Here is a 24629-nt window from a genome sequence, read left to right on the forward strand (position 1 = left end):
ACACGCGGCGGCGGGGTCGGGTGCGGCACGATAGACGCATGACTTCCGACACCGCCGCCGGTGGCGCCGACGCGCCCGCGACCGAGTACCGCATCGAGCACGACACGATGGGCGAGGTCCGTGTCCCCGCCCACGCTCTCTACCGCGCCCAGACGCAGCGTGCGGTCGAGAACTTCCCCATCTCCGGCACGCCGCTGGAGCGCAGCCACATCGAGGCGCTCGCCCGGGTGAAGAAGGCCGCGGCGCTCACCAACGCCGAGCTCGGCGTGCTCGACCAGGACGTCGCGGACGCCATCGCCGCCGCCGCCGACCAGGTCGCCTCGGGCGAGCTGGACGGCCACTTCCCGGTGGACGTCTTCCAGACGGGGTCGGGCACCTCGTCGAACATGAACACCAACGAGGTGCTGGCCACGCTGGCCACGCGGTCCCTGGGCCGCGACGTGCACCCGAACGACCACGTCAACGCCTCGCAGTCCTCGAACGACGTCTTCCCGACGTCGGTGCACGTGGCCGCCACGGCCGGCGTCGTCCGCGACCTCGTCCCGGCCCTGCAGCACCTCGCCGAGGCGCTGTCGGCCAAGGCCGAGGAGTACGCCGAGGTCGTGAAGTCGGGCCGCACGCACCTGATGGACGCCACGCCGGTCACGCTCGGCCAGGAGTTCGGCGGGTACGCCGCCGCGGTGCGGTACGGGATCGAGCGCGTCGAGGCCGCGCTGCCCCGCGCCGCCGAGGTCCCCCTGGGCGGGACGGCCGTGGGCACGGGCATCAACACCCCGGCCGGCTTCCCGCAGCGCGTGATCGAGCTGCTGCGCGAGGACACGGGGCTGCCGCTGACGGAGGCCCGCGACCACTTCGAGGCGCAGTCCGCCCGGGACGGCCTCGTCGAGCTGTCCGGTGCGCTGCGCACCATCGCCGTGTCGGTCACCAAGATCTGCAACGACCTGCGCTGGATGGGGTCCGGCCCGAACACGGGTCTCGGCGAGATCGCCATCCCGGACCTGCAGCCGGGGTCGTCGATCATGCCGGGCAAGGTCAACCCGGTGATCCCCGAGGCCGTGCTCATGGTCGCGGCGCGCGTCGTCGGCAACGACGCGACCGTCGCGTGGGCCGGCGCGACGGGCACCTTCGAGCTCAACGTGCAGATCCCGGTGATCGCCCAGGGCGTGCTGGAGTCGATCCGCCTGCTGTCCAACGCCTCGCGCGTGCTGGCCGACAAGACGGTCGCCGGTCTGACGGCCAACGTCGACAAGGCCCGCGCCTTCGCCGAGTCCTCGCCGTCGATCGTCACGCCGCTCAACCGCGTGATCGGCTACGAGGCCGCGGCCAAGGTCGCCAAGGAGGCGGTGGCCGAGGGGATCACGGTCCGCGAGGCCGTGGTGGCGCTCGGGTTCGTCGAGCGGGGCGAGGTCACCGAGGCCCAGCTCGACGCAGCGCTCGACGTGCTGTCGATGACGCGCCCGCCGCAGGCCTGACCTCTCCCCCGGCCGCCAGGCGTCACCGCCCGACGGCGTCACCGCCCGACGTTGTGGGCGTGAAATCTGCAGTCGCCACCCCGTGCCGACCTGCAGATTTCACGCCCACAACGCTTCGGGGGGCGGGACTCAGATCTCCAGGCCCTCGAGCATCTCGGTGACGAGCGCCGCCACCGGCGAGCGCTCGGACCGGGTCAAGGTGATGTGGGCGAACAGCGGGTGCCCCTTCATCGCCTCGATCACCGCGGCGACACCGTCGTGGCGCCCGACGCGGAGGTTGTCCCGCTGGGCGACGTCGTGGGTGAGCACCACCCGCGACCCCTGCCCGATCCGGGACAGGACCGTGAGCAGCACGTTGCGCTCGAGCGACTGGGCCTCGTCGACGATGACGAAGGCGTCGTGCAGGGACCGTCCGCGGATGTGCGTCAGCGGCAGCACCTCGAGCATCTCGCGGTCGATGACCTCGTCGACGACGTGCGGGGAGACCAGGGCACCGAGGGTGTCGTAGACGGCCTGGGCCCACGGGTTCATCTTCTCCGACTCGGACCCCGGCAGATAGCCCAGCTCCTGCCCGCCGACGGCGTACAGCGGACGGAAGACGAGGATCTTGCGGTGCTGCCGGCGCTCGAGCACCGCCTCGAGGCCCGCGCATAGGGCCAGGGCCGACTTGCCCGTCCCGGCGCGCCCGCCCATCGAGACGATGCCGACGTCCGGGTCGTTGAGCAGGTCGATGGCGACCCGCTGCTCGGCGGAGCGGCCGTGCACCCCGAACACGTCCTGGTCGCCGCGCACCAGCCGGATCCGCTTGTCGGCCGTGACCCGGCCGAGCGCCGACCCGCCCCCGCCGTGGATGACCAGTCCGGTGTGGCACAGCAGCGGGGAGGCCTCGGCCATGACCTCCGGGGCGAGGGACGCGAGCTCGAGCTCGGTCCCGTCGTACAGGGCGGAGAGCTGGTCGTCGGTGACGGCGATCTCGCGCATCCCGGTCCACCCGGAGTCGACCGCGAGCTCGTGGCGGTACTCCTCGGCCCGCAGCCCGACGGCGGAGGCCTTCACCCGCATGGGCAGGTCCTTGGACACCACGGTGACGTCGCGGCCCTCGGCCGCGAGGTTCGCGGCCACCGCCAGGATGCGGGTGTCGTTGTCCCCGAGCCGGAACCCGGCGGGCAGCACCTCCGGGTCGCTGTGGTTCAGCTCGACCCGCAACGTCCCGCCGTCGTCACCGATGGGGATCGGGGCGTCCAGGCGACCGTGCGTGATCCGCAGGTCGTCGAGGGCCCGCAGGGCGCTGCGGGCGAAGTAGCCGAGCTCGGCGTGGTGCCGCTTGGCCTCGAGCTCGGTGACGACGACGACGGGCAGCACGACGTCGTGCTCGGCGAACCGGTGGATGGCGCGGGGGTCGGACAGCAGCACGGACGTGTCGACGACGAACGTCCGGGGGTGGGCGGTGGGATCGGTGTGGGCCACGATGTGCTCCCTCGTGCAGAGCGGAACGGCGGGTGGGGCGGGCGACCGGCCTCGCGCACGTCGTGCACCAGGACCGGGGCCGGCCCTCCTGCACGGAGCATGCACTCCATCGGTTGGCCTCCCGGGGACACCCTGGGTGGGTGTCCTGCCGGTCACGCTACGTCCCGTCGGCCGTGAGCAGGGTCACACCGACGGCGTGGCGCGAAGGTGTCATCCAGAATTCACACGGCCGTGACCCGCGGGGCACGATGGAGCCGTGACGAGCTACGTGGTGCTGCTGCGCGGGGTCAACCTCGGCCCGCACCGCCGGGTCGCGGCGGCCGACCTGCGCGCCGCGGCCGCCGAGGCAGGTCTCCGCGACGCCCGCACGTACGCGACCAGCGGGAACCTCGTGGCGTCGTCGGGCACGGACGACCCGGACGACGCCCCGGGCGTCGCCGCGGGGGTGGGCGCGGCGCTGGCCGCCGCACTGGGCGCGCCGGTGCCGCTGCTGGCGGTGTCCGCGGACCGGCTGACGCACCTGGTCGCGGCGAACCCTTTCCCCGGACCCGCTCAGGACGACCCCTCCCACCTGCAGCTCCACCTCGGCCCGGATCCGGTGGACGCCGACGGCGTGGCACGGCTCGCGGCCGACCACGACGGCCCGGAGCGGCTGGCGACGGTCGACGGCGCGCTGTTCGTGCACTACCCGGACGGCATCGGACGCAGTCGTCTGACGAGCGCGCGGCTCGACCGCGCCACCGGGACGTGGACGACGGGACGCAACTGGCGCACCGTGCTCCGCCTCCGGGGGATGACCGACGACACGCCCTGACCACCGGGCGCGCGAACGGTGCGCGGGTAGCATGAGCCTCTGGCGAGCCGGGAAGTCTGGTCGGTGAAGTCGGCTGGAACGCCGGCCCGTGCCCATCGACGACCCAGGAGCATGCCCTGAGCCACGACACGACGACCCAGTCCTTCGGCACCCGCCTGGCGACTTTCCTCCGCCGGGAGACCACCGGTGGTGCCCTCCTCATCGGTGCCGCCGTGATCGCGCTGATCTTCGCCAACTCACCGTGGCGGGAGGCCTACGAGACGCTGTCCCAGACGGTGGTGGGCCCGGCGTACATCGGCCCCGTGTACATCCACCTCGACCTGACGCTGGCGAAGTGGGCCGCCGACGGCCTGCTCGCGATCTTCTTCTTCACGGTCGGCCTGGAGCTCAAGCACGAGTTCGTCGCCGGCTCGTTGCGCAGCCCCAAGCAGGCCGGCGTCCCGATGCTGGCCGCCGTCGGCGGCATGGCCCTGCCGGCGATCTTCTACGTCGTCGTGGTCCTCACGCTCGGCAGCTCGGAGGCCCTGCACGGCTGGGCCATCCCCACCGCCACGGACATCGCCTTCGCGCTCGCGATCCTGGCCGTCTTCGGCAAGGGCCTGCCCGTGGCGATCCGCACCTTCCTGCTGACGCTGGCGGTGGTCGACGACCTGCTGGCGATCATCATCATCGCGGTCTTCTACACGAGCGAGATCAACGGCGCCTGGCTGGGCGGCTCGCTCGTCGTCATCGCGGTCTTCGCCTGGTACGTCCGCACCCGGTCGCCGAAGTGGTGGATCCTCGTCCCGCTGTTCGTCATCGCCTGGGCGTTCATGCACGCCTCGGGGGTGCACGCCACGATCGCGGGTGTCCTGATGGGCTTCGCGGCCACGGCCCGTCCGATCCACGGCGAGCACGAGACGCGGACGCACCACTACGAGCACGCGGTCAAGCCGTGGTCGCAGGGGCTCGCCCTGCCCGTCTTCGCCTTCTTCTCGGCCGGTGTGAACCTGGTCGACGGCGGCGGTCCGGCCGAGATCCTGGGCCAGCCGGTGGTGTACGCGATCGTCGCGGGCCTGGTGCTCGGCAAGCTCCTGGGCATCCTGGGCACGACCTGGCTGGTCACCCGGGTGACCCCGTTGCGGCTGGCCCAGGGCATCGGGGTCCGCGACCTGCTGCCCGTCGCCTTCCTGGCGGGCATCGGGTTCACGGTCTCGCTGCTCATCGCCGAGCTGTCCTTCGAGGAGGGCTCGGAGTACACGCTGGGGGCCAAGGCCGCCATCCTCATCGCGTCCGTCATCGCCGCCACGCTGGGCGCCCTCACCCTGCGGTGGGACGCCAAGCAGGAGCGCGGCCCGGACATGAACCGCGACGACCTGCCCGACGAGGTCACCACGGTCATCGGCGACGAGGAGGACCGCAGGGAGCACTGAGGCGGGCGCCGGCCGCGTCGTCCCGACCGCCCGGCCCGTCCCGTCGAAGGCCGTCGCCCACCACGGGCGGCGGCCTTCGTGCTGCCCGGGCGGCGGGCGGCAGGACCGGTTCGTGACGGGATCGTGACCCGATCCCGGGGGCACCGTCTTGACATCCGGACGCCTCGCCCGACAAGATCCTCATACCTGAATCACCTGTCATGTTTGGCGGGTGAGAACCCAACGAAGGGCAGAGTCATGCGGGTCACGAAGAAGTCCCTCGCACTGGCCACCACTGCCGTCACGGTGTTCGCGCTCGCGGCGTGCGCACCGGCGGACGGCGGGGTCGGCGGCACCGACGACGGCGGCGAGAGCGCCGCGGCCGAACCTGTCGAGGTCGGCATCATCTACTCCAAGACCGGACCGCTCGCCGCCTACGGCGAGGCCTACCACCAGGGCTTCGAGGCCGGCCTGGACTACGCGACCGACGGCACCGGCGAGGTCGACGGGCAGCCGATCGAGGTCACCTACCTCGACGACGCCGGCGACCCGGACAAGGCCGTCAACCACGCCAAGGACATCATCGGCCAGGGCGTGCAGATCATGGGCGGCACCGTCTCCTCCGGCATCGCGCTCAAGCTGGCCGAGCAGGCCGAGCAGAACCAGGTGCTCTACGTCTCCGGCCCGGCCGCCGCCGACGCGATCACCGGCATCAACGACTACACGTTCCGCTCCGGCAGGCAGTCGCTGCAGGACGTCGCCACGGCCGGCACGTTCGTCGAGCCCGACGGCGCGAAGGTGCTCGTCTTCGCCCAGGACACCGCGTTCGGCCAGGGCAACCTCGCCGCCGTCGACGGCGTCCTCGGTGCCCAGGGCGCCGACGTCGACAGCATCCTCGTGCCCGAGGACGCCACCGAGTTCACGCCGTTCGCCCGTCAGGTGATCGACGCCGACCCCGACCTCGTCTTCGTCGCCTGGGCGGGCGCGTCGTCGGGCGCGATGTGGCAGGGCCTCGACCAGCAGGGCGTCCTCGACGCCACCACCGTGGTCACCGGCCTCGGCGACGCCGCCACCTACGACGCCTACGGCGACGCCGCGGCCAAGGTCGACTTCCTCAACCACTACTTCCCCGGCGCGCCGGACAACGAGGTCAACGACGCCATGGTCACGGCGGTCGAGGAGGCCGGCGGGACGCCCGACTTGTTCACGCCCGACGGCTTCGTCGCGGCGCAGATGATCGTGCACGCGATCGCCGAGGGCGGCGACGACGTCGACGCCATGGTCGGCGCGCTGGAGGGCTGGACGTTCGACGGCCCCAAGGGCTCGACGACGATCCGCGAGACCGACCACGCGGTGCTGCAGCCGATGTACCAGGTCGGACTGGTCGAGACCGACGGCTCCTGGATGCCCGAGCTCGTCGACGAGGTGCCGTCCGACGCGGTCGCCCCGCCGGAGGCCGACTGACGATGCCGCACCACCAGCCCGGCACGGACCGCACCGTGCCCGCCCTCGCCACCCACGGCCTCGGCCTGCAGATCGGTGGCGCGCAGATCCTGCACGACGTGACCCTCGAGGTCGCGCCGGGCGAGATGATCGGCGTCATCGGCCCCAACGGTGCCGGCAAGACGACGCTGTTCAACCTCGTCTCGGGGGTCCTGCGCCCCACGACGGGCACGGTCCGCATCGACGGCCGCGACGTCACCGGCGACCAGGTCGCCCGACGGGCCCGTGCCGGGCTGGGCCGCACCTTCCAGACCTCCAGCGTCTTCCCGCGTCTGGACGTGCTCGAGAACGTCCGGCTCGCCGCCCAGATGCACCTGGGCCGCAGCCTGTCGGTGCTGGCGTTCCCGCACCGGCGCGACGCCGCCACCCGGCGTGCCGTCGAGCACCTCGCCGAGGTGGGCCTGGAGCACCGCCTCGGCGTCGCCGCCGGCGACCTCTCCCACGGGGACAAGCGCAAGCTGGAGATCGCCGTCCTGCTGGCCACCGACCCGAGCGTCATCCTGCTCGACGAGCCCATGGCCGGGGTCTCCTCCTCGGACGTGCCCGGGCTCAGCGAGGTCATCCGCCGGCTGCACCGCAGCGGCCGCACCGTGCTCATGGTCGAGCACCACATGGACGTCGTCCTCGGGCTCGTGGACCGGGTCGCCGTCATGCACCACGGCGAGCTGCTCGCCTACGACACCCCGGAGGCCGTGATGTCCGACCCCACCGTCCAGAGCGCCTACCTGGGAGACGTCGCGTGACCGAGCCGATCCTGCGCGTGACGAACCTGCGCGCCACCGTGGCCGGCCAGCAGGTCGTCGAGGACGTCACCTTCGACGTCCCCGCGACCGGCGTCACGGCCGTCCTCGGCCGCAACGGCGTCGGCAAGACGTCCACCCTCAAGGCGCTCCTCGGTCTCTACGCCCGCACCGGCGAGGTGACCCTCGCCGGCGAGCGCATCGACCGGCTGAGCACCGACCGCATCGTGCGCCGCGGCGTCGGCTACGTCCCGGAGGACCGCGAGGTCTTCGCGGGCCTGACCGTCGCGGAGAACCTGCGCCTGGCCGAACGGGACGCCGCCCCGCGCCGCGAGCTCGTGGCCGACCTGTTCCCCGACCTCGTCAAGCGCTCCGCGCAGCGCGCGGGCACGCTCTCCGGCGGTCAGCAGCAGATGGTCTCCCTGGCCCGGGCGCTGCTCAACGACAACCGCCTCCTCCTCGTCGACGAGCCGACCAAGGGCCTGGCGCCCAAGATCGTCGGGGAGGTCGCGACGGCGCTCGCCGAGGCGGCCGCGACCGCTCCGGTGCTCCTGGTCGAGCAGAACCTCGAGGTCATCGAACGGCTCGCCACCACCGTGGTCGTCATCGACGCCGGCCGCGTGGTCCACACCGGCGACGCCGCCGAGCTGCTCGACGACCCCGACCGCATCCAGCGCCTGCTGGGCGTGCACACCTCGGAGAACGCCGCATGAGCACGATCGTCCTGCTGCTGATCACCGGGCTCGGCCTCGGTGCGCTGTACTTCCTCGTCGCCTCCGGGCTGTCGCTCATCTACGGGCTGATGGGCGTGCTGAACTTCGCCCACGGATCGTTCCTCACCCTCGGCGCCTTCGCCGGGTGGGAGGTGGCCCGCCGGCTCGGCGCCGACAGCTGGGCCGTCTTCGGCCTCGCGCTCGTCGTCGGCGCCGGCGTCGGGGCCGCGTTCGCCGCCCTCACCGAGCTGCTGCTGGTCCGGCGCCTCTACGAACGCCACATCGAGCAGGTCCTGGTGACCGTCGGCCTCGCCCTGGCCACCGTCGCCCTGTTCGAGGGGGCCTGGGGCTCGGACCCCGAGTTCATCGAGGGGCCCGCCTGGCTGCGCGGCACCACCGACGTCGCCGGCGCCCCCGTCCCCAACGACCGGTTCCTCGCGATCGGCGCGGCCGTCCTCGTCCTCGTCGGCATCGTGCTGTTCCTGCGCTACACGCGCTTCGGCCTGATCATCCGGGCCGGCGTGGAGAACCGCGCCATGGTCACGGCGCTCGGCATCGACGTCCGCAAGGCGTTCACGCTGGTCTTCGCCGTCGGCGGCGCGGCCGCGGGCCTCGGCGGGGTGCTCGCCTCCCAGTACTTCGGGTACGTCTCGCCGCACCTGGGCGCCCAGCTGCTCATCTTCGCCTTCATCGTCACCGTCATCGGCGGGCTCGGGTCGCTGACCGGCGCCGCGGTCGCCGCCGTCCTCGTCGCGGTCCTGCAGCAGTTCGCCAACTACTACTGGGGCTACGGCGACCTCGTGGTCGTCCTGCTCCTGGCGCTCGTGCTGCTCGTCCGTCCCTCCGGCCTCCTCGGGAGGAGAGCATGACCACCACGTCGACCACCCAGCAGTCCTCGCCCCGGTCCGACGAGACCGCCCCGCTGCCCGCCGACGACGGTGGCACGGTGCCGGCACGACGCCGCTGGCTCCCGCCGGCCATCGGGCTCGGGCTCGTCGTCCTGCTCGCCTGCCTGCCGCTGCTCGCCATCTCCCTGCCCGGCGTGCTGCCCGGCCCCACCTACACCCCGGGCACCCTGCAGGTCCTCGCCCTGGCGCTCCTCGTCGGGGCCCTGGCCCTGAGCTACCACCTGCTGTTCGGCGTCGCCGGGCTGCTCAGCTTCGGGCACGCGCTGTACTTCGCCGTCGGGGTCTACGGGCTGGCGATCGTGCTGGACCGCACGGACCTGCCGCTGCTGCCGGCCGCCTGCGTCGTGCTCGTCGGCGGCATCGCCGTCGCGCACCTCGTGGGGGCGATCTCGCTGCGGGTCACCGGGATCTCGTTCGCGATGGTCACCCTCGCGTTCGCCCAGGCGGGCAACGTGCTGGTCCGTCGCAACCCGGCCGGTGCCACCGGCGGCGAGGAGGGCCTCGCCCTGGACACCACGCACGTCCCCGACGCCCTCGTGGGCGTGGCGAACACGCGCAACCTCTACTGGCTCGCCCTGGCCGTCCTGGTCGTCGTCTACGCGATCGTGCTGTGGGTCGAGCGCTCCCGCGCCGGCCACGTGGCCGCGGCGACCCGCGAGAACGAGATGCGCGTGCGCGTCGTCGGCGGACGCCCCTACCTGGTCAAGCTGCTCGTCTTCGTCGTCGCGGCCACCCTGGCCACCGGGGTCGGCATGGCCTACCTGCTGCTGCAGTCCGGGGCCGTCCCGCGGGTGACGTCGGCCGACTTCACGCTCACCCTGCTCGTCATGGTCGTGCTCGGCGGGGTCGGGTCGCGGTGGGGCGCCGTCGTCGGCGGCGTGCTGTACACGCTGCTCGACCAGCGACTCGGTGCGCTGGCCTCCTCCGAGGCGATCGCCGGGCTGCCGTCCGTCCTGCGCGTGCCCCTGAGCGAACCGCTGTTCATCCTGGGAACGTTGTTCGTCCTCGTGGTGCTGTTCCTGCCCGGCGGGATCGCCGGCGCGGCGCAGCGGCTGGCCCACCGGTCCGGCCGGGACCGGCAGCGCGAGGCCGCACGGGAGACGATCGAGGAGTCGGCATGACGGGGCTGCACACGCTGGGGCGCTGGACGCGCGACCGGGCGACGTCGACACCGCACCGCGTCGCCGTCGACGACCGCGGGGTGACGCTCACCTACGCCGAGCTCGACGACCGGGCCACGCAGCTCGCCGGCGCGCTGCGCGCCGCGGGCTACGGCGTCGGCGACCGCGTCGCCACCGTCACCGGCAACAGCGCCGACCAGGTCGTGCTGTTCTTCGCCTGCGCCCAGGCAGGCCTCGTGCTCGCCCCGCTGTCGTGGCGCTCCTCCCCCCGCGAGCTCGCGGACCAGATCGACCGCGCGGACCCGGCCCTGGTCCTCGTCGAGCAGGAGTTCGCCACCCTGGCCGCGGCGGCGCTCGACCGGCTCGTCCTGCCGCCGCGGTCCACCGGGCTGGGCCGCTCCGGCGTCGAGGCCGCGGTGCCGCCGCCCTCGCGACGCCGGGACGAGGGCCCCGGCGAGCAGCGCGACGTGCAGGACGACGACCCGTTGCTGCTGCTGTTCACCTCGGGCACCGCGGGCCGGTCCAAGGGCGCCGTGCTGACCCACGCGAACTGCTTCTGGACCAACCTGGCCTTCTCGCGCACGGTGGAGATGTCGCACGACTACGTCGTCCTCAGCGTCCTGCCGCAGTTCCACGCGGGCGGGTGGAACATCCAGCCCCTGCTGGCCTGGTGGAGCGGGGCCACCGTCGTGCTCGAGCGCACCTTCGAGCCCGAGCGGGTGCTCCGTCTGATCGCCGAACGGCACGTCACCACCATGATGGGCGTGCCCACCCAGTACCTGCTGCTGGCCGAGCACCCCGGCTTCGCCCGCACCGACCTGTCCTCGCTGCGCACCGCCGTCGTGGGCGGGGCGCCGATGCCGGAACCGCTGCTGCGCACGTGGCACCGCCGCGGCGTCGCCCTCACCCAGGGGTACGGCCTCACCGAGGCCGGACCCAACGTCCTGTGCCTGCCCGACGACGAGGCCCGCGAGCGCCCCGGGTCGGCCGGCAAGCCGTACCCGCACGTGGACGTCGCGATCGCCGACCCGGCCACCGGCGAGCACCTGGACGGCGCAGCCACCGGCGAGCTGCTGGTGCGGGGGCCGGGGCTGTTCGCCGGGTACTTCCGCGACCCGCAGGCCACGGCGGAGGCGTTCGCGGGCGGCTGGCTGCGCACCGGGGACCTGGTCGAGCGGGACGCCGACGGCTACCACCGGATCGTGGACCGCCTCAAGGACCTGTTCATCGTCGGCGGGGAGAACGTCAGCCCGGCCGAGGTCGAGGCGGTGCTGCACCGGCACCCCGGCGTCGCCGAGGCGGCCGTCGTCGGCGTGCCCGACGACCGGTGGGGCGAGGTCGGGCACGCCTTCGTCGTGCCCCGGGCCGGGTACGCCACGGACGCCGAGGAGCTGGAGGCGTACTGCCGCGCCGAGCTCGCGCACTTCAAGGTCCCGCAGCGGTTCGCGCTCGTCGACGCGCTGCCCCGCACGTCCCTGCACAAGATCCCCCGGCACGCCCTGCGTGCCCGCACCGAGGAGGCCCGATGAGCAACGCGCCGCGCACCGCCCGCGGGAACCGGACCCGCGCGAAGATCCTCGCCGCCGCCGAGCAGGTGTTCGCGGACCTCGGCTACCACGACGCCTCGATCGTGAAGATCACCGAGGCCGCCGGCGTCGCGATGGGCACCTTCTACCTGTACTTCGAGGGCAAGCACGCCGTCTTCGTCGAGCTCGTGGACGACCTCAACCAGCGCGTGCGCCAGGCCATGTACGAGGCGAGCTCCCAGGCGTCCAACCGCCTGGAGGCCGAGCGAGCCGGGTTCCGCGCCTTCTTCCGGTTCACCGCCGAGCACCCCGCGCTGTACCGGGTGGTGCGGCAGGCCGAGTTCGTCGCACCGGACGCGTTGCGCCGCCACTACCAGCGCATCGTCGAGGGGTACGTCACCGGACTGGACAAGGCGCGGGCGAACGGCGAGGTCGGCGACGTCGACCCCACCGTGGCCGCCTGGGCGCTGATGGGCATCGGCGAGATCGTCGGGATGCGCTGGGTGCTGTGGGGCGGGGCCGACGGCCCGGCCGACGGCGGCGGGCCGGGGCAGGACGACCGGCTCCCGGAGATCCCCGAGGACGTCTTCGCCCAGACCATGCAGTTCATCGAACGGGCGCTGGCGCCCCAGGAAGGACCGTCCGCATGAGCACCGAGACGTACCTGGACGGCCGCCGCGCCGTCGTCACCGGCGGCGGCAGCGGGATCGGCGCGGCCTGCGCGGCGGCGCTGGCCGCCCGCGGGGCCCACGTGGTCGTCGCGGACCGCGACGCCGAGGCGGCGAAGCGCGTCGCGGCCGACGTCGACGGGGAGGCCTGGGTGGTCGACCTGGCCGACACCGCCGCGCTGGACGACCTGACGCTCGACGCCGACGTGCTGGTCAACAACGCCGGCATCCAGCGGGTGAGCCCGATCGAGGAGTTCGACCCCGACGCGTTCCGGCTCATCCAGCGCATCATGCTCGAGGCGCCGTTCCTGCTGGTCCGGGCGGCCCTGCCGGGGATGTACGAGCGCGGCTGGGGCCGCATCGTCAACCTCTCCTCCGTGCACGGGCTGGTCGCCTCGCCGTTCAAGTCCGCCTACGTGGCGGCCAAGCACGGCCTCGAGGGCCTGTCGAAGGTCACCGCGCTGGAGGGCGGCCCGCACGGGGCCACCAGCAACTGCGTCAACCCGGGCTACGTGCGCACGCCGCTGGTCGAGAAGCAGATCGCCGACCAGGCCCGGGTGCACGGCATCGACGAGTCCGAGGTGCTGGAGAAGGTGCTGCTGACCGAGTCGGCGATCAAGCGGCTCACCGAGCCGGCGGAGGTCGGCGAGCTGGTCGCCTGGCTCGCGGGGCCGTCCGCCCGGATGGTCACGGGGGCCTCGTGGACCGTCGACGGCGGCTGGAGCGCCAAGTGACCGCCGCGCCGGACGCCGTCGCGCTGCGGCACGTCGTGCCCGGGCACCGCTACCGGACGCTCGACGTCCCGGTCGACGGCGGGGCGCTGCGGGTGGGCGTGTGGGACCCGGTCGACGCCGACGGCGTCGTCGCGCCCGACGCCCCGACCCTGCTGGCGGTGCACGGCATCACCGCCTCGCACCTGGCCTGGCCGCTGCTGGCCGGGGAGCTGCCCGGGGTGCGGGTCGTGGCGCCGGACCTGCGCGGCCGGGGCCGCAGCCGCGACCTGCCCGGTCCCTTCGGCATGACCCGGCACGCCGACGACGTCGCCGCGGTGGCCCGGGCCGTCGCCGACGGCCCGGTGCCGGTGCTCGGGCACTCCATGGGTGGCTTCGTCGCCGTGACCGTCGCCGACCAGCACCCCGACGTCGTGGCGGGTCTGCTGCTCGTCGACGGCGGCGTGCCCCTGCCCGAGCCGCCCGGGCTCGATCCCGCGGCCACACCGGCCGAGCGCCTGCGGGCCGTGCTCGGCCCGGCGGCCGACCGGCTGCGGCGCACGTTCCCCGACACGGAGGCCTACCGGTCCTTCTGGTCGCAGCACCCGGCGTTCACCGCCGTGTGGGGGCCGGCCGTGCTGGACTACGTCGACTACGACCTCGTGGCCACGCCGGACGGCCTGCGCCCGGCGTCGAACCCGGAGGCGGTGGCCGCCGACGCCCTCGACCTGCACGACGGCGGGCCGGTCGCGGGCGCCCTGGCCCGCCTGGAGCGGCCGACGACGCTGCTGCGGGCTCCCCGCGGACTGCTGGACGAGCCGAGCCCGCTGTACGACCCCGCGCACGTGGCACGCTGGACCCAGCGGGCCCCGGCGCTGCGGCCCCGCGACGTGCCGGACGTCAACCACTACACGATCATCATGGGCCGTGACGGCAGCGCCGCCGTCGCGGCGGAGACGCGCGCCCTGCTGGGCGCCCGCACCGAGGAGGTCCGATGAGCACACCCCTTCCCCCGGCCGCCGAGCCGACCGGGCTCGACAAGGTCGTCGGCAGCGCGGCCGAGGCCGTGGCCGACATCCCGGACGGCGCCTCGCTCGCCGTCGGCGGGTTCGGCCTGTGCGGCAACCCGATCGCCCTGATCGAGGCGCTGCTGGCCCAGGGCACGAGCGACCTGTCGGTCGTGAGCAACAACTGCGGCGTCGACGACTGGGGTCTCGGCGTCCTGCTGAACGCCGGACGCCTCCGCAAGATGACGTCGTCGTACGTCGGCGAGAACAAGGAGTTCGAGCGCCAGTTCCTCACCGGCGAGCTCGAGGTCGAGCTCACCCCGCAGGGCACGCTCGCCGAGAAGCTGCGCGCCGGCGGCGCGGGCATCGCCGCGTTCTACACGCGCACCGGCGTCGGCACGCAGGTGGCCGACGGCGGTCTGCCGCGCCGGTACGACGGCGCCGGCGGGATCGCGGTCGGCAGCCCCGCCAAGGAGATCCGCACCTTCCCCGTGGCGGCGGCCGACGGCGTCCACGACCAGGAGTTCGTCCTCGAGGAGGCGATCAGCACCGACTTCGCGCTGGTGCACGCCGCCCAGGGCGACCGGTTCGGCAACCTCGTCTTCCACCGCTCGGCGCGCAACTTCACGCCGCTGGCCGCGATGGCCGGCCGCGTCTGCGTGGCCCAGGTCGAGGAGCTGGTCGAGCCCGGCGAGATCGACCCCGACGACGTCCACCTGCCCGGGGTGTTCGTGCACCGCATGGTCGTCGTCGGCCCCGACATCGAGAAGCGCATCGAGCGCCGCACGGTGCGCGAGGACGCGTCCCCGGCCGGCGCCGCGGTCACGACGAACGGCACGACCAACGGCACGACCGCACGGAAGGAGGGCTGAGCGATGGCGCTCACCCGCGACGAGATGGCCGCCCGCGCCGCCCGCGAGCTGCTCGACGGCTGGTACGTGAACCTCGGCATCGGCCTGCCCACGCTGGTGCCGAACTACGTGCCGGCGGACAAGCACCTGGTGCTGCAGAGCGAGAACGGCATCCTGGGCGTCGGCCCGTTCCCCACCGAGGACGAGGTCGACCCCGACCTCATCAACGCCGGCAAGCAGACCGTGACCACGCTGCCCGGCGCGGCGATCTTCGACTCGGCGACGAGCTTCGCCATGATCCGGGCCGGCAAGATCGACGCCGCGATCCTCGGGGCGATGCAGGTCTCCGCCACGGGCGACCTCGCGAACTGGATGATCCCCGGCAAGATGATCAAGGGCCCCGGGGGCGCCATGGACCTCGTCCACGGTGCCGCGCGGCTCATCATCGTCATGGAGCACACCGCCCGGGACGGGTCGCCGAAGATCGTGCACGAGTGCTCGCTGCCGCTGACGGGCCGGGAGGTGGTGCACCGCATCATCACCGACCTCGCCGTCCTCGACGTCACCCCCGACGGCCTCGTGCTGCGCGAGCTCGCCCCCGGCGTGACCGAGGAGGAGGTCCGCGAGCGCACCGAGCCGGAGATCACCGTCGAGCTGGACGACTCCCCGCTGGCGGCGGCACCGCACGCCGTGCGTCCGCCGGCGGCCGTCGGGGGCACCGCGTGAGCGGGCGTCCGGTCCACCGCAGCGACGTCACCACGTCCCGGGGCACGTTCCACGTGCGCGACACCGGCCCGGGCGGTGCGGCGACCCTGCTGTGCGTGCACGGCAACTGCTCGTCGTCGGCCTTCTTCGCCCGCCTGCTCGCGGCGCTGCCCGACGACGTGCGCGGCGTGGCCGTGGACCTGCGCGGGTTCGGCGACAGCGAGCCGTTGCCGATCGACGCCACGCGCGGGATGCGCGACCTCGCCGACGACGTGGCAGCGGTGGTCGCTGCGCTGGGGCTGGACTCCCCCGGTGCTCCCCCGCTGACGGCGCTCGGCCACTCGGCCGGCGCCGGGGTGGTGCTGCAGCTCGCGATCGACGACGCCGTGCGGTTCGCGGCGCTGGTGCTCGAGGCGCCGATGTCCCCGTACGGGTTCGGGGGCACCCGGGACCTGGCGGGGACGCCGACGTCCCAGGACCACGCCGGGTCCGGCGGCGGCACCGCCAACCCGGACTTCGTGGCCGCTATCGCCGCGGGCGACCGCTCCCACGAGCCGGGGTCGCCCCGCGGCGTCCTGCGCGGCTTCTACGTCGCCGACCCCGCCACGATCGCCGACCAGGAGGAGGAGCTGCTGGACTCGGTGCTCAGCACCCGCACCGGGCCGGACCACTACCCGGGCGACCTGACGCCGTCGGACCGCTGGCCGTCCGTGGCGCCGGGGACCCGCGGCATGAACAACGCGATCTCCCCGCGCTACCTCGACCTGTCCGGGTTCGCCGCGGTCACCCCGCAGCCCCCGGTGCTGTGGGTCCGCGGCGACGCCGACGCGATCGTCTCGGACACCTCGGCGCTCGACCTGGCCCAGCTCGGGGCGCTGGGGGCCGTGCCCGGGTGGCCCGGGGTCCAGGCGTGCCCGCCGCAGCCGATGGTCGGCCAGACCCGGGCCGTGCTGGAGGACTACGCGGCCCGCGGCGGGGCGTACCGTGAAGTCGTGCTCTCCGGCGTGGGCCACTCGCCGCACCTGGAGAGCCCGGACGAGGTGCTCGCGCTCGTCGTGGACGCCGTGCGCGCCCGCGTCCGGACCATCGAGCCCGTGGCGGCCGCCGGCGATCCCGGCCCCGCCCTCGACGACGAGGAGCGAGCCTCATGACCAGCACGACCGACCTGCGACCCGACGACGTGGTCGTCGTCTCCGCCGCCCGGACCCCGCAGGGGCGCCTCGGCGGCTCCCTCGCCTCGCTCTCGGCGGTGCAGCTCGGCGCCGTGGCGGCCCGGGCCGCGCTGGAGCAGGCGGGTGCGCTCGCCGCCGACGTCGACACGGTGGTCTTCGGCCAGGTGCTGCAGGCCGGCGCGGGACAGAACCCGGCCCGCCAGACCGCCGTCGCCGCCGGGGTGTCCATGACGGTGCCCGCGGTGACCGTCAACAAGGTGTGCCTGTCCGGGCTCACCGCCGTCGTCGACGGGGCCCGGCTGCTGCGCACCGGCGAGGCGTCCGTGGTGCTCGTCGGCGGCCAGGAGTCGATGACGAACGCCCCGCACCTGCTGCCGGGCGCCCGGGCGGGCTTCCGCTACGGCGACGCCACCCTCCTCGACGCCGTCTCCCGCGACGGGCTCTCGGACGCGTTCGACGGCCAGGCGATGGGCCTGAGCACCGAGGAGCACAACACGGGCTCGGTGCACGTGGACCGCACCGAGCAGGACGCGGTGGCGGCGGCCTCGCACCAGCGGGCCGCCCGCGCCGCCAAGGACGGGATGTTCACCGCCGAGCTCGCCCCGGTGGAGGTGCCGCAGCGCAAGGGCGACCCCGTGGTGGTCTCCTCCGACGAGGGGGTCCGCCCGGACACCACCGCCGAGAGCCTGGCGCGGCTGCGCCCGGCGTTCTCGCGGGAGGGCACGATCACGGCGGGCAACGCCTCGCAGATCTCCGACGGTGCCGCCGCGCTGGTGCTGACCACGCGCTCGCGGGCCGAGGCGGCGGGTGTGCCGGTGCTGGCGACCGTGCGCTCGGCGGGCCAGGTGGCCGGGCCGGACACCTCGCTGCACTCCCAGCCGGCGAACGCCATCACCGCGGCGCTGGGCCGTGAGGGCTGGACGGCCGAGGACCTCGACCACGTCGAGATCAACGAGGCCTTCGCCGTCGTGTCCGCGGCGTCCGCCCGCGTGCTGGGGCTGCCGGCGGAGATCGTGAACCCGCACGGCGGCGGCATCTCGCTCGGGCACCCCATCGGGGCGTCCGGCGCGCGCCTGGCCGTGCACGCCGCGCACGAGCTCGCCCGGCGCCGGGCCGACGGCGAGACCGGCGTCCGCGCCGCCGTCGCGCTGTGCGGGGGCGGCGGGCAGGGCGAGGCGCTGCTGCTGGAGGCCTGACCGCTCGCTCCGGCCCGTCCCCGGCCCCCGACGCGAATCCCGCCCCAGGGCCCGGGGCCCGCCCGGGGCCGGTCCCGAACCGCTGTGGGCATGAAATCTGCAGTCCTCTATCGGTGGAGGACTGCAGATTTCATGCCCACAGCGGGTTGGCCGTCAGCGGGTCGGTCGTCGGTGGGTACGTCGTCAGCGCACCAGGGACCGCAGCTGGCGCAGGGCCACGGACAGCGTGGCGATACCCGGATCCTCCACGCCGGACGCGGTCACCAGGGCCTCGAGCGCCCGGCCGGCGGCCGCGCCCCCGTCCTCGACCCAGGCGTCGATCCGCTCGACCGCGGAACCGGACTCCGTGGCCTCCAGCACCGAGGCGGTCAGGGCGATCGTGACCGCGTAGAGGTCGTCGCGCAGCGCGGCGCGCGCCATCGAGTCCCAGCGGTCGTCCTGCGGCAGCGCGGAGACCCGGGTGAGCATGTCCGGGACCCCGAGCCGGCCGGACAGCGCGAAGTACGTCTGCGCCACCTCGTCCAGGTCCCAGCCGCGGGTCTCCGCGAGCTCGGCGACGTCGAGCAGGGGCAGCGCCCCGAGCAGGCTCGCGCCGCGACGGGCGAGCTCCGGGCCGCACCCCGCCGCCTCCAGGGCCTCGACCTGCTCGGCGTACTGACGCAGCTCCTCGCCCTGGAACAGCTCGCCCAGCCGGGAGCCGTAGGTGCGCACGGGCCCGGCGAAGGCCTCGATCTCGGCCCCGACGTCGAGCCCGTCGGAGCGGTGGTGCACGAACCACCGCGCGGCGCGGTCGAGCAGCCGGCGGAACTCCAGGTACAGGTCGGTCTGCACCGCGGTGGCCACGACGTTGTCGGTCGCCTCGACGGCCTCCACGAAGCCCCGCAGGTCGAAGATCTCGCGGGCCGCGACGAAGGCGCGCGCGATCTGGTCGGTCGAGGCCCCCGTCTCGTCCGTGGCCCGGTAGGCGAAGGTGATGCCGCCGCGGTTGACCATCGAGTTCACCACGGCGTTCACGACGATCTCGCGCTGCAGCGGGTGGGCGGCCAGGTCCTCGCCGTACTCCTCGCGCACCGGCGCCGGGAAGTACGCGGCCAGGGTGCGCTCGAACCACGGGTCGTCGGCGAGGTCGGTCGCGTTGAGGTCCTCCTTGAGCGCGAGCTTCGCGTAGGCCACCAGGACGGCGAACTCCGGCCGGGTCAGGCCCTGCTCCTGCTCGACGCGCCGGGTGATCTCGGCGACGTCGGGCAGCACCTCCAGCGCGCGGTCGAGCTCTCCGCGCTGCTCGAGCCAGTCCATGAGGCGGGCGTGCACCGGCAGCATGACCGCGGCGTTCGCCCGCGAGTTGCCCAGCAGCACGTTCTGCTCGTAGTTGTCGCGCAGCACCTGCTCCGCGACCTCGTCGGTCATCGACTGCAGCAGCTTGTTGCGGTCGGCCAGGTCCAGGCGGCCGTCGCGCATCACGGCACCGAGCAGGATCTTGATGTTGACCTCGTGGTCCGAGGTGCCCACCCCGGCGGAGTTGTCGATGGCGTCGGTGTTGATCTGCACCCCCGTCATGGCCGCCTCGATGCGGCCCCGCTGGCTCACGCCGAGGTTGCCGCCCTCCCCCACGACCCGCACCCGCAGGTCGCCGCCGTCGACGCGGATCGCGTCGTTGGCCCGGTCGCCGATCTCGTCGTGGGACTCGGAGGCGGCCTTGACGTAGGTGCCGATGCCGCCGTTCCAGAGCAGGTCCACGGGCGCCAGGAGCACGGCGCGCTTCAGCTCGGTCGGGGTGAGGGCGGTGACGCCCTCGGGGAGGCCCAGCGCCTCGGCGATCTGCGGGGTCACGCGGACCGACTTGGCCGACAGCGGGAACACGCCGCCGCCGGGCGAGAGCAGGTCGGCGTCGTAGTCCGCCCAGGTGGACCCGGGCAGCTCGAACAGCCGCTGCCGCTCGGCGAACGACGTGGCGGCGTCCGGGTCGGGGTCGACGAACACGTGCCGGTGGTCGAAGGCGGCCACGAGCCGGATGTGCTCCGAGAGCAGCATGCCGTTGCCGAAGACGTCGCCGGACATGTCCCCGACCCCGACGACCGTGAAGTCCTCGGACTGCGTGTCGTGGTCGAGCTCGCGGAAGTGCCGCTTCACCGACTCCCAGGCGCCGCGGGCCGTGATCCCCATGGCCTTGTGGTCGTAGCCGTCCGACCCGCCGGAGGCGAAGGCGTCGTCGAGCCAGAACCCGTACTCGGCGGAGATCTCGTTGGCGATGTCGGAGAAGGACGCCGTGCCCTTGTCGGCGGCGACCACGAGGTAGGGGTCGTCGCCGTCGTGGCGCACGACCCGCTCGGGCGGCACCACCTCGGTACCGTCCCGGTTGTCGGTGAGGTCGAGCATCCCCCGGATGAACGTGCGGTAGGCGGCCCGGCCCTCGGCGAGCCACGCCTCGCGGTCGCCCGGGTCCGGCAGCTGCTTGGCGACGAACCCGCCCTTGGAGCCGGTCGGCACGATCACCGCGTTCTTGACCATCTGCGCCTTGACCAGGCCCAGCACCTCGGTGCGGAAGTCCTCGCGCCGGTCGCTCCAGCGCAGGCCGCCGCGGGCGACCGCCCCGAAGCGCAGGTGGACGCCCTCGACCTGCGGGGAGTAGACCCAGATCTCGGCCATGGGGTGCGGGCGGGGCAGGTCGGGCACCCGGGCGCAGTCGAACTTCATCGACACCCACGGCGTCGGGGCTCCGTCGGCGGCCCGGGTGTAGAAGTTGGTGCGCAGCGTGGCACGCACGACCCCGAGGAACGCCCGCAGGATGCGGTCGTGGTCGAGGCTGGCGACGTCGTCCAGCGCGCCGAGCAGGGCGTCGGCGGCCCGGTCGACCTCGGCGTCGCGGTCGCCGTCGAGGTCCGGGTCGAAGCGCAGCGCGAACAGCCGCACCAGGTCGGTGGCCAGCTGCGGGTGGGCGATGAGCGCCGCGTCGATGTACTCCATCGAGAACGCCGACCCCGTCTGGCGCAGGTACCGCCCGATCGCCCGCAGGACGACGATGTCGCGCCACGCCAGGCCGGCGTGCAGCACCAGCGCGTTGAGGGCGTCGCTCTCGGCCTCGCCGGACCACACCGCCCGGAAGGCCTCCTCGAGCGCCTCCGCGGCGCCGTCGGCCTCCCACAGCGCGGGGTCGGGGGCGGTGATGCCGAAGTCCGACAGGTACCGGGTGCCGCCGTCCGCGGGACGGATCGTGTACGGACGCTCGTCGAGCACGTCGACACCCAGGTCGGTGAGCATCGGGAGCACGCGGGTCAGCCGCTGCTCCTGCAGGGAGGCGACCGTGAGCCGCCGCACGCCGTCGTCGGCGTCCTCCGGGGCGTACAGGTGCACCGCGATCGGGTCGTCCGGGCTCAGGGAGTCCAGGCGCCTGATGTCCCCCACCGCCGCCGCCGGCTCGACCTGCTCCTTGTAGGCCTCGGGGAAGGCGGAGCCGTAGCGCGCCAGGACCTCGGCGGCCTCCTCCTCGCCGTGCGTGTGGTGCAGGGCGTCGACCAGGGCGGCCGACCAGGTCCGCACGGCGTCCTCGAGCCCGCGCTGCAGCTCGTCCTCGTCGACGTCCGGGATCCCCGTGCCCCGGGGCAGGCGGACCACGAAGTGCAGCTGCGCCAGCGGCGAGTCGTCCACGCGGGTGGTGTGCTCGACGCGCTCGGCGGAGAAGGTCTGGTGCAGCAGCGCCTCGATCCGCAGCCGCACCGCCGTGGTGTAGCGGTCTCGCGGCAGGTAGACCAGGGCCGAGACGAAACGACCGAACTCGTCGGGACGCAGGAAGATCCGCGACCGGCGCCGCTCGCGCAGGCGGCTGACCTGGCTGGCGACGGCGTACAGGTGCTCCGGGGTGTCCTGGAAGAGCTCGTCGCGCGGGTACTGCTCCAGGACCTGCAGGAGGTCCTTGCCGGAGTGCGAGGTCGGGGCGAGCCCCGAGGCGGCGAGCACGGCGCGCGCCTTCGCGGCCACGATCGGCAGGGTCAGCACCGAGGAGGCGTAGGCGGCCGAGGTGAACATCCCCACGATGCGGCGCTCGCCGGTGACGTTGCCGGCGTGGTCGAAGGTCCGCACGCCGATGTAGTCGAGGTAGACGTCGCGGTGCACCGTCGCGCGCGAGTTGGCCTTCGTGATCGTCAGCAGCCGCGGCTCGCGGGCGGTGCGCCGGGCCTCGGGGCGCAGGTGCACGATGTCGGTCGTCGGCTTGCGCAGGATGCCCAGACCGGTGTGCGACAGCGGACGCAGCACGTCCTCGCCGTCGCGCTCATCCAGGACGTACTCGCGGTAGCCGAGGAACGTGAAGTGGTCCTCGGCGAGCCAGGTGAGGAACTCGACGGTGGGCGCGACCGTGTCCGGGTCGGCCGTGGGGGGCGGCTGGACGCGCAGGTCGGTGCAGATGTCGAGGCAGGCGCGGCGCATCGCCGCCCAGTCGTCGACGGACGCGTGGACGTCGGCGACGACGTCGCGCAGCCGCGCCTCGAGGGCGTCGCGGTCCTCGGCGTCGGTGATGCGGTCGGTCTCCAGGTGCATCCACGACTCGGCGCGTCCGCCGCGCGACGCGATCTCGAGCAGCCGGCCGGACTCGTCGCGCTGCGCCCCGACCACGGGGTGCTGCATGAGGTGGACGGTGCCGCCGTGGCGGGCGACGGCCCCGTCGACCGAGTCGACCAGGAAGGGCGCGTCGTCGGTGCAGATGTCGACGACGGTGCGGCGCGACGTCCAGCCGTCCTCGCGCAGGGTGGGGGTGAACGCCCGCACCAGGGTCTCGCCGGGTTCGCGCTGTTCGGCGAACCGGCAGGTCGAGGCGACGGCACCGACGATGTCACGGGGCTCGCGCTCCGTGGCGTCCTCGTCGGTCCAGGCGCTCAGCAGATGGGTGGCACAGCGCCGCAGCTCGGCCGGGAGGTCGTCCACGGCATCCTGGATCTGCGGGCTCAGCACAGCGTCGTCGGTCATGAACCTCTTCGTTCTCCGTCGGGACCGTGACCCGGGTTGCGGGTCGTCCCGATGCTATCGCCGCGACGCCGCGTCGCAGGCTCAGCCGGCGGCCGGGGCGTGCCGCTCCAGGAACTCGTAGACCGCCGTCGTGTCCACGCCGGGGAACGCCCCGGACGGCATGGCCGCGAGCATCGAGGCGTGCGGCCGGGCGCTGGGCAGCGCGTGGCCGTCCCAGCGCTCGGCCAGCGGCCGCGAGGGCTGGCGGCAGCAGGACTCGTCCGGGCAGCGCGAGGTGGACCGCGCCGTCGTCTCCCGGCCCAGGAACCACTTCACCTCGGCGTACGGCACGCCGACGCTGACGGAGAACCGGCCGTCGGGGGTGTCGGAGACCCGCGAGGTGCACCAGTACGTCCCGGTGGGGGTGTCGGTGTACTGGTAGTACGGGCTGAGGCGGTCCTCGACGTCGAACACGACCCGGGCCGTCCACTGCTTGCACACGTGCTGGCCCTCGACGGTGCCGAGCGCGTCGGCGGGGAACCGCACCCCGTCGTTCTCGTAGGCCTTGTGGATCGCCCCGGACTCGTGGACCTTCATGAAGTGCACGCCGATGCCGAGGTGGCGGGTGGCCAGGTTCGTGAACCGGTGCGCGGCCGTCTCGTAGGAGACGGCGAAGGCGTCGCGCAGGTCCTCGAGGGAGATCGCCCGGGCGTCCTTGGCCTCGCGCAGGTGCTTGACGGCCTCGCGCTCGGGCAGCAGCAGCGCCGCGCACAGGTAGTTGGCCTCGACCCGCTGGCGCAGGAACTCGCCGTAGTCGCGGGGCTCGGCGTGATCCAGCACGTGCGAGGCGAGCGCCTGGAGCAGCGCCGACCGGGCGTCGGAGCGGCCGCGGATGCCGTTGCTGGGCAGGTAGACCCGGTGATGGCGCTGGTCGATGACCGCGCGGGTCGAGTGCGGCAGGTCCGACTCGTAGTGGATCGTGAAGCCCAGGTGCTTGGCGATGTCGACCGCCGCGCGCTGCGGCACCGGGCCGCGGGTGTGCCCGACGTCGTCCAGCAGCGTGCGGGCGACGATCTCCAGGTCCGGGAAGTAGTTGTCCTGCGCGCGCATGTCGGCGCGCAGCTCGGTGTTGGCCCGCCGCGCCTCCTCCGGGGTGAGCGCCCGCTCGGAGTGCAGCCGTTCGAGCTCGGCCTGCAGGGAGACGATCGCCTCGAGGGCATCGGTCGGCAGCGACTTGCCGACCCGCACCGGCTTCACCCCGAGCGCGGAGAAGAGGGGGCCTCTTTGCACCCGCTCCAGCTCGATCTCCAGGGCGTCCCGGCGCGAGGGGGCCTCGGGCGAGAGCAGGTCGTCCACGCTCGTGCCCAGCGCCTTCGCCACCGCCTGCAGCCGCGCGATGGTCGGTTCGCGCTTTCCGTTCTCGAGCATCGAGATCTGCGACGGGGCACGTGAGACAGCGTCCCCGAGCTCACCGAGGGTCATGCCCCGCTGCAGGCGCAGGTGCCGGATGCGTCGCCCGATCGTCAGCGCGTCGGGCTCGGACTCGGCCGGGGGCGGCGTGGGGGGCGTCGCCGGCGGCCGTGACGTCGTCGTGATGGCCATGCCCCAGCGTGACATGCGCCACTCCTTCTGCCAAGGAGAAGAACCCGGAAAGTTCTCCTCGCAGAACCTCGCCACAGGGGTTGCGCAGGCCGCAGAGTCGATACCGACAGGCACCGCGGCCGCCG

At 73.7% G+C, this 24629-nt stretch carries 19 protein-coding genes; 16 read left to right on the top strand and 3 right to left on the bottom strand.

Annotated elements, in window-relative coordinates:
* The first annotated feature begins 38 nt into the window (after positions 1-38).
* A complete protein-coding gene (locus V5O49_RS11180) occupies positions 39-1472 on the top strand; it encodes a class II fumarate hydratase (RefSeq protein WP_332902307.1) in 1434 nt (477 codons plus the stop codon).
* A gap of 129 nt (positions 1473-1601) precedes the next feature.
* Here the strand turns inward: V5O49_RS11180 and V5O49_RS11185 are convergent, their stop codons facing one another.
* Entirely contained in the window at positions 1602-2939 is a 1338-nt protein-coding gene (locus V5O49_RS11185; protein ID WP_278236752.1) for an RNA 5'-3' helicase PhoH2, read from the bottom strand.
* Between the two features lie 256 nt (positions 2940-3195).
* Here V5O49_RS11185 and V5O49_RS11190 point away from each other — a divergent pair, with 256 nt between their 5' ends.
* The 15 genes from V5O49_RS11190 to V5O49_RS11260 all read left to right on the top strand — a co-directional run bounded on the left by V5O49_RS11190 (position 3196) and on the right by V5O49_RS11260 (position 17964).
* Positions 3196-3753, top strand: coding sequence for a DUF1697 domain-containing protein (locus V5O49_RS11190; protein ID WP_332902308.1), 558 nt, complete (start codon positions 3196-3198; stop codon positions 3751-3753).
* A gap of 212 nt (positions 3754-3965) precedes the next feature.
* Positions 3966-5165, top strand: coding sequence for a Na+/H+ antiporter NhaA (nhaA, locus tag V5O49_RS11195; RefSeq protein ID WP_332902309.1), 1200 nt, complete (start codon positions 3966-3968; stop codon positions 5163-5165).
* 237 nt (positions 5166-5402) lie between these two features.
* A complete protein-coding gene (locus tag V5O49_RS11200; protein ID WP_332902310.1) occupies positions 5403-6608 on the top strand; it encodes a substrate-binding domain-containing protein in 1206 nt (401 codons plus the stop codon).
* A 2-nt stretch (positions 6609-6610) separates the two neighbouring features.
* On the top strand, positions 6611-7390 hold the full coding sequence (locus tag V5O49_RS11205; protein WP_332902311.1) for an ABC transporter ATP-binding protein: 780 nt from the start codon (positions 6611-6613) through the stop codon (positions 7388-7390).
* On the top strand, positions 7387-8100 hold the full coding sequence (locus V5O49_RS11210) for an ABC transporter ATP-binding protein (protein ID WP_278236747.1): 714 nt from the start codon (positions 7387-7389) through the stop codon (positions 8098-8100). Before V5O49_RS11205 ends, V5O49_RS11210 begins: the two co-directional genes overlap by 4 nt.
* Entirely contained in the window at positions 8097-8969 is an 873-nt protein-coding gene (locus tag V5O49_RS11215) for a branched-chain amino acid ABC transporter permease (RefSeq protein WP_278236746.1), read from the top strand. The genes V5O49_RS11210 and V5O49_RS11215 overlap by 4 nt, the downstream gene beginning before the upstream one ends.
* Positions 8966-10129 carry a branched-chain amino acid ABC transporter permease gene (locus V5O49_RS11220; protein ID WP_332902312.1) on the top strand — a complete coding sequence of 388 codons (1164 nt, stop codon included), beginning with the start codon at positions 8966-8968 and terminating at the stop codon, positions 10127-10129. The genes V5O49_RS11215 and V5O49_RS11220 overlap by 4 nt, the downstream gene beginning before the upstream one ends.
* Positions 10126-11658, top strand: coding sequence for a class I adenylate-forming enzyme family protein (locus V5O49_RS11225; RefSeq protein ID WP_332902313.1), 1533 nt, complete (start codon positions 10126-10128; stop codon positions 11656-11658). Before V5O49_RS11220 ends, V5O49_RS11225 begins: the two co-directional genes overlap by 4 nt.
* Positions 11655-12305, top strand: coding sequence for a TetR/AcrR family transcriptional regulator (locus tag V5O49_RS11230; protein WP_278236743.1), 651 nt, complete (start codon positions 11655-11657; stop codon positions 12303-12305). Before V5O49_RS11225 ends, V5O49_RS11230 begins: the two co-directional genes overlap by 4 nt.
* On the top strand, positions 12302-13057 hold the full coding sequence (locus tag V5O49_RS11235) for a 3-hydroxybutyrate dehydrogenase (RefSeq protein ID WP_332902314.1): 756 nt from the start codon (positions 12302-12304) through the stop codon (positions 13055-13057). The genes V5O49_RS11230 and V5O49_RS11235 overlap by 4 nt, the downstream gene beginning before the upstream one ends.
* Entirely contained in the window at positions 13054-14031 is a 978-nt protein-coding gene (locus V5O49_RS11240; RefSeq protein WP_332902315.1) for an alpha/beta fold hydrolase, read from the top strand. The genes V5O49_RS11235 and V5O49_RS11240 overlap by 4 nt, the downstream gene beginning before the upstream one ends.
* Positions 14028-14912: a CoA transferase subunit A gene (locus V5O49_RS11245; RefSeq protein ID WP_332902316.1), complete on the top strand. Its 885-nt coding sequence runs from the start codon at positions 14028-14030 to the stop codon at positions 14910-14912. The genes V5O49_RS11240 and V5O49_RS11245 overlap by 4 nt, the downstream gene beginning before the upstream one ends.
* Positions 14913-14915: 3 nt before the next feature.
* Positions 14916-15617: a 3-oxoacid CoA-transferase subunit B gene (locus tag V5O49_RS11250; protein ID WP_278236739.1), complete on the top strand. Its 702-nt coding sequence runs from the start codon at positions 14916-14918 to the stop codon at positions 15615-15617.
* On the top strand, positions 15614-16747 hold the full coding sequence (locus V5O49_RS11255; protein ID WP_332902317.1) for an alpha/beta hydrolase: 1134 nt from the start codon (positions 15614-15616) through the stop codon (positions 16745-16747). Before V5O49_RS11250 ends, V5O49_RS11255 begins: the two co-directional genes overlap by 4 nt.
* The gene (locus V5O49_RS11260; protein ID WP_332902318.1) at positions 16744-17964 is read left to right on the top strand and encodes an acetyl-CoA C-acetyltransferase; all 1221 of its coding nucleotides are present in this window, start codon (positions 16744-16746) and stop codon (positions 17962-17964) included. The genes V5O49_RS11255 and V5O49_RS11260 overlap by 4 nt, the downstream gene beginning before the upstream one ends.
* Before the next feature lie 183 nt (positions 17965-18147).
* Here V5O49_RS11260 and V5O49_RS11265 read toward each other — a convergent pair whose 3' ends face one another.
* Together V5O49_RS11265 and V5O49_RS11270 are read right to left on the bottom strand one after the other, a co-directional pair.
* On the bottom strand, positions 18148-22923 hold the full coding sequence (locus tag V5O49_RS11265; protein WP_332902319.1) for an NAD-glutamate dehydrogenase: 4776 nt from the start codon (positions 22921-22923) through the stop codon (positions 18148-18150).
* Positions 22924-23004: 81 nt separating this feature from the next.
* Positions 23005-24504: a helix-turn-helix domain-containing protein gene (locus V5O49_RS11270; RefSeq protein WP_332902944.1), complete on the bottom strand. Its 1500-nt coding sequence runs from the start codon at positions 24502-24504 to the stop codon at positions 23005-23007.
* Between the last annotated feature and the right edge of the window lie 125 nt (positions 24505-24629).

Source organism: Isoptericola haloaureus (assembly GCF_036689775.1).
GTDB lineage: Bacteria > Actinomycetota > Actinomycetes > Actinomycetales > Cellulomonadaceae > Isoptericola > Isoptericola haloaureus.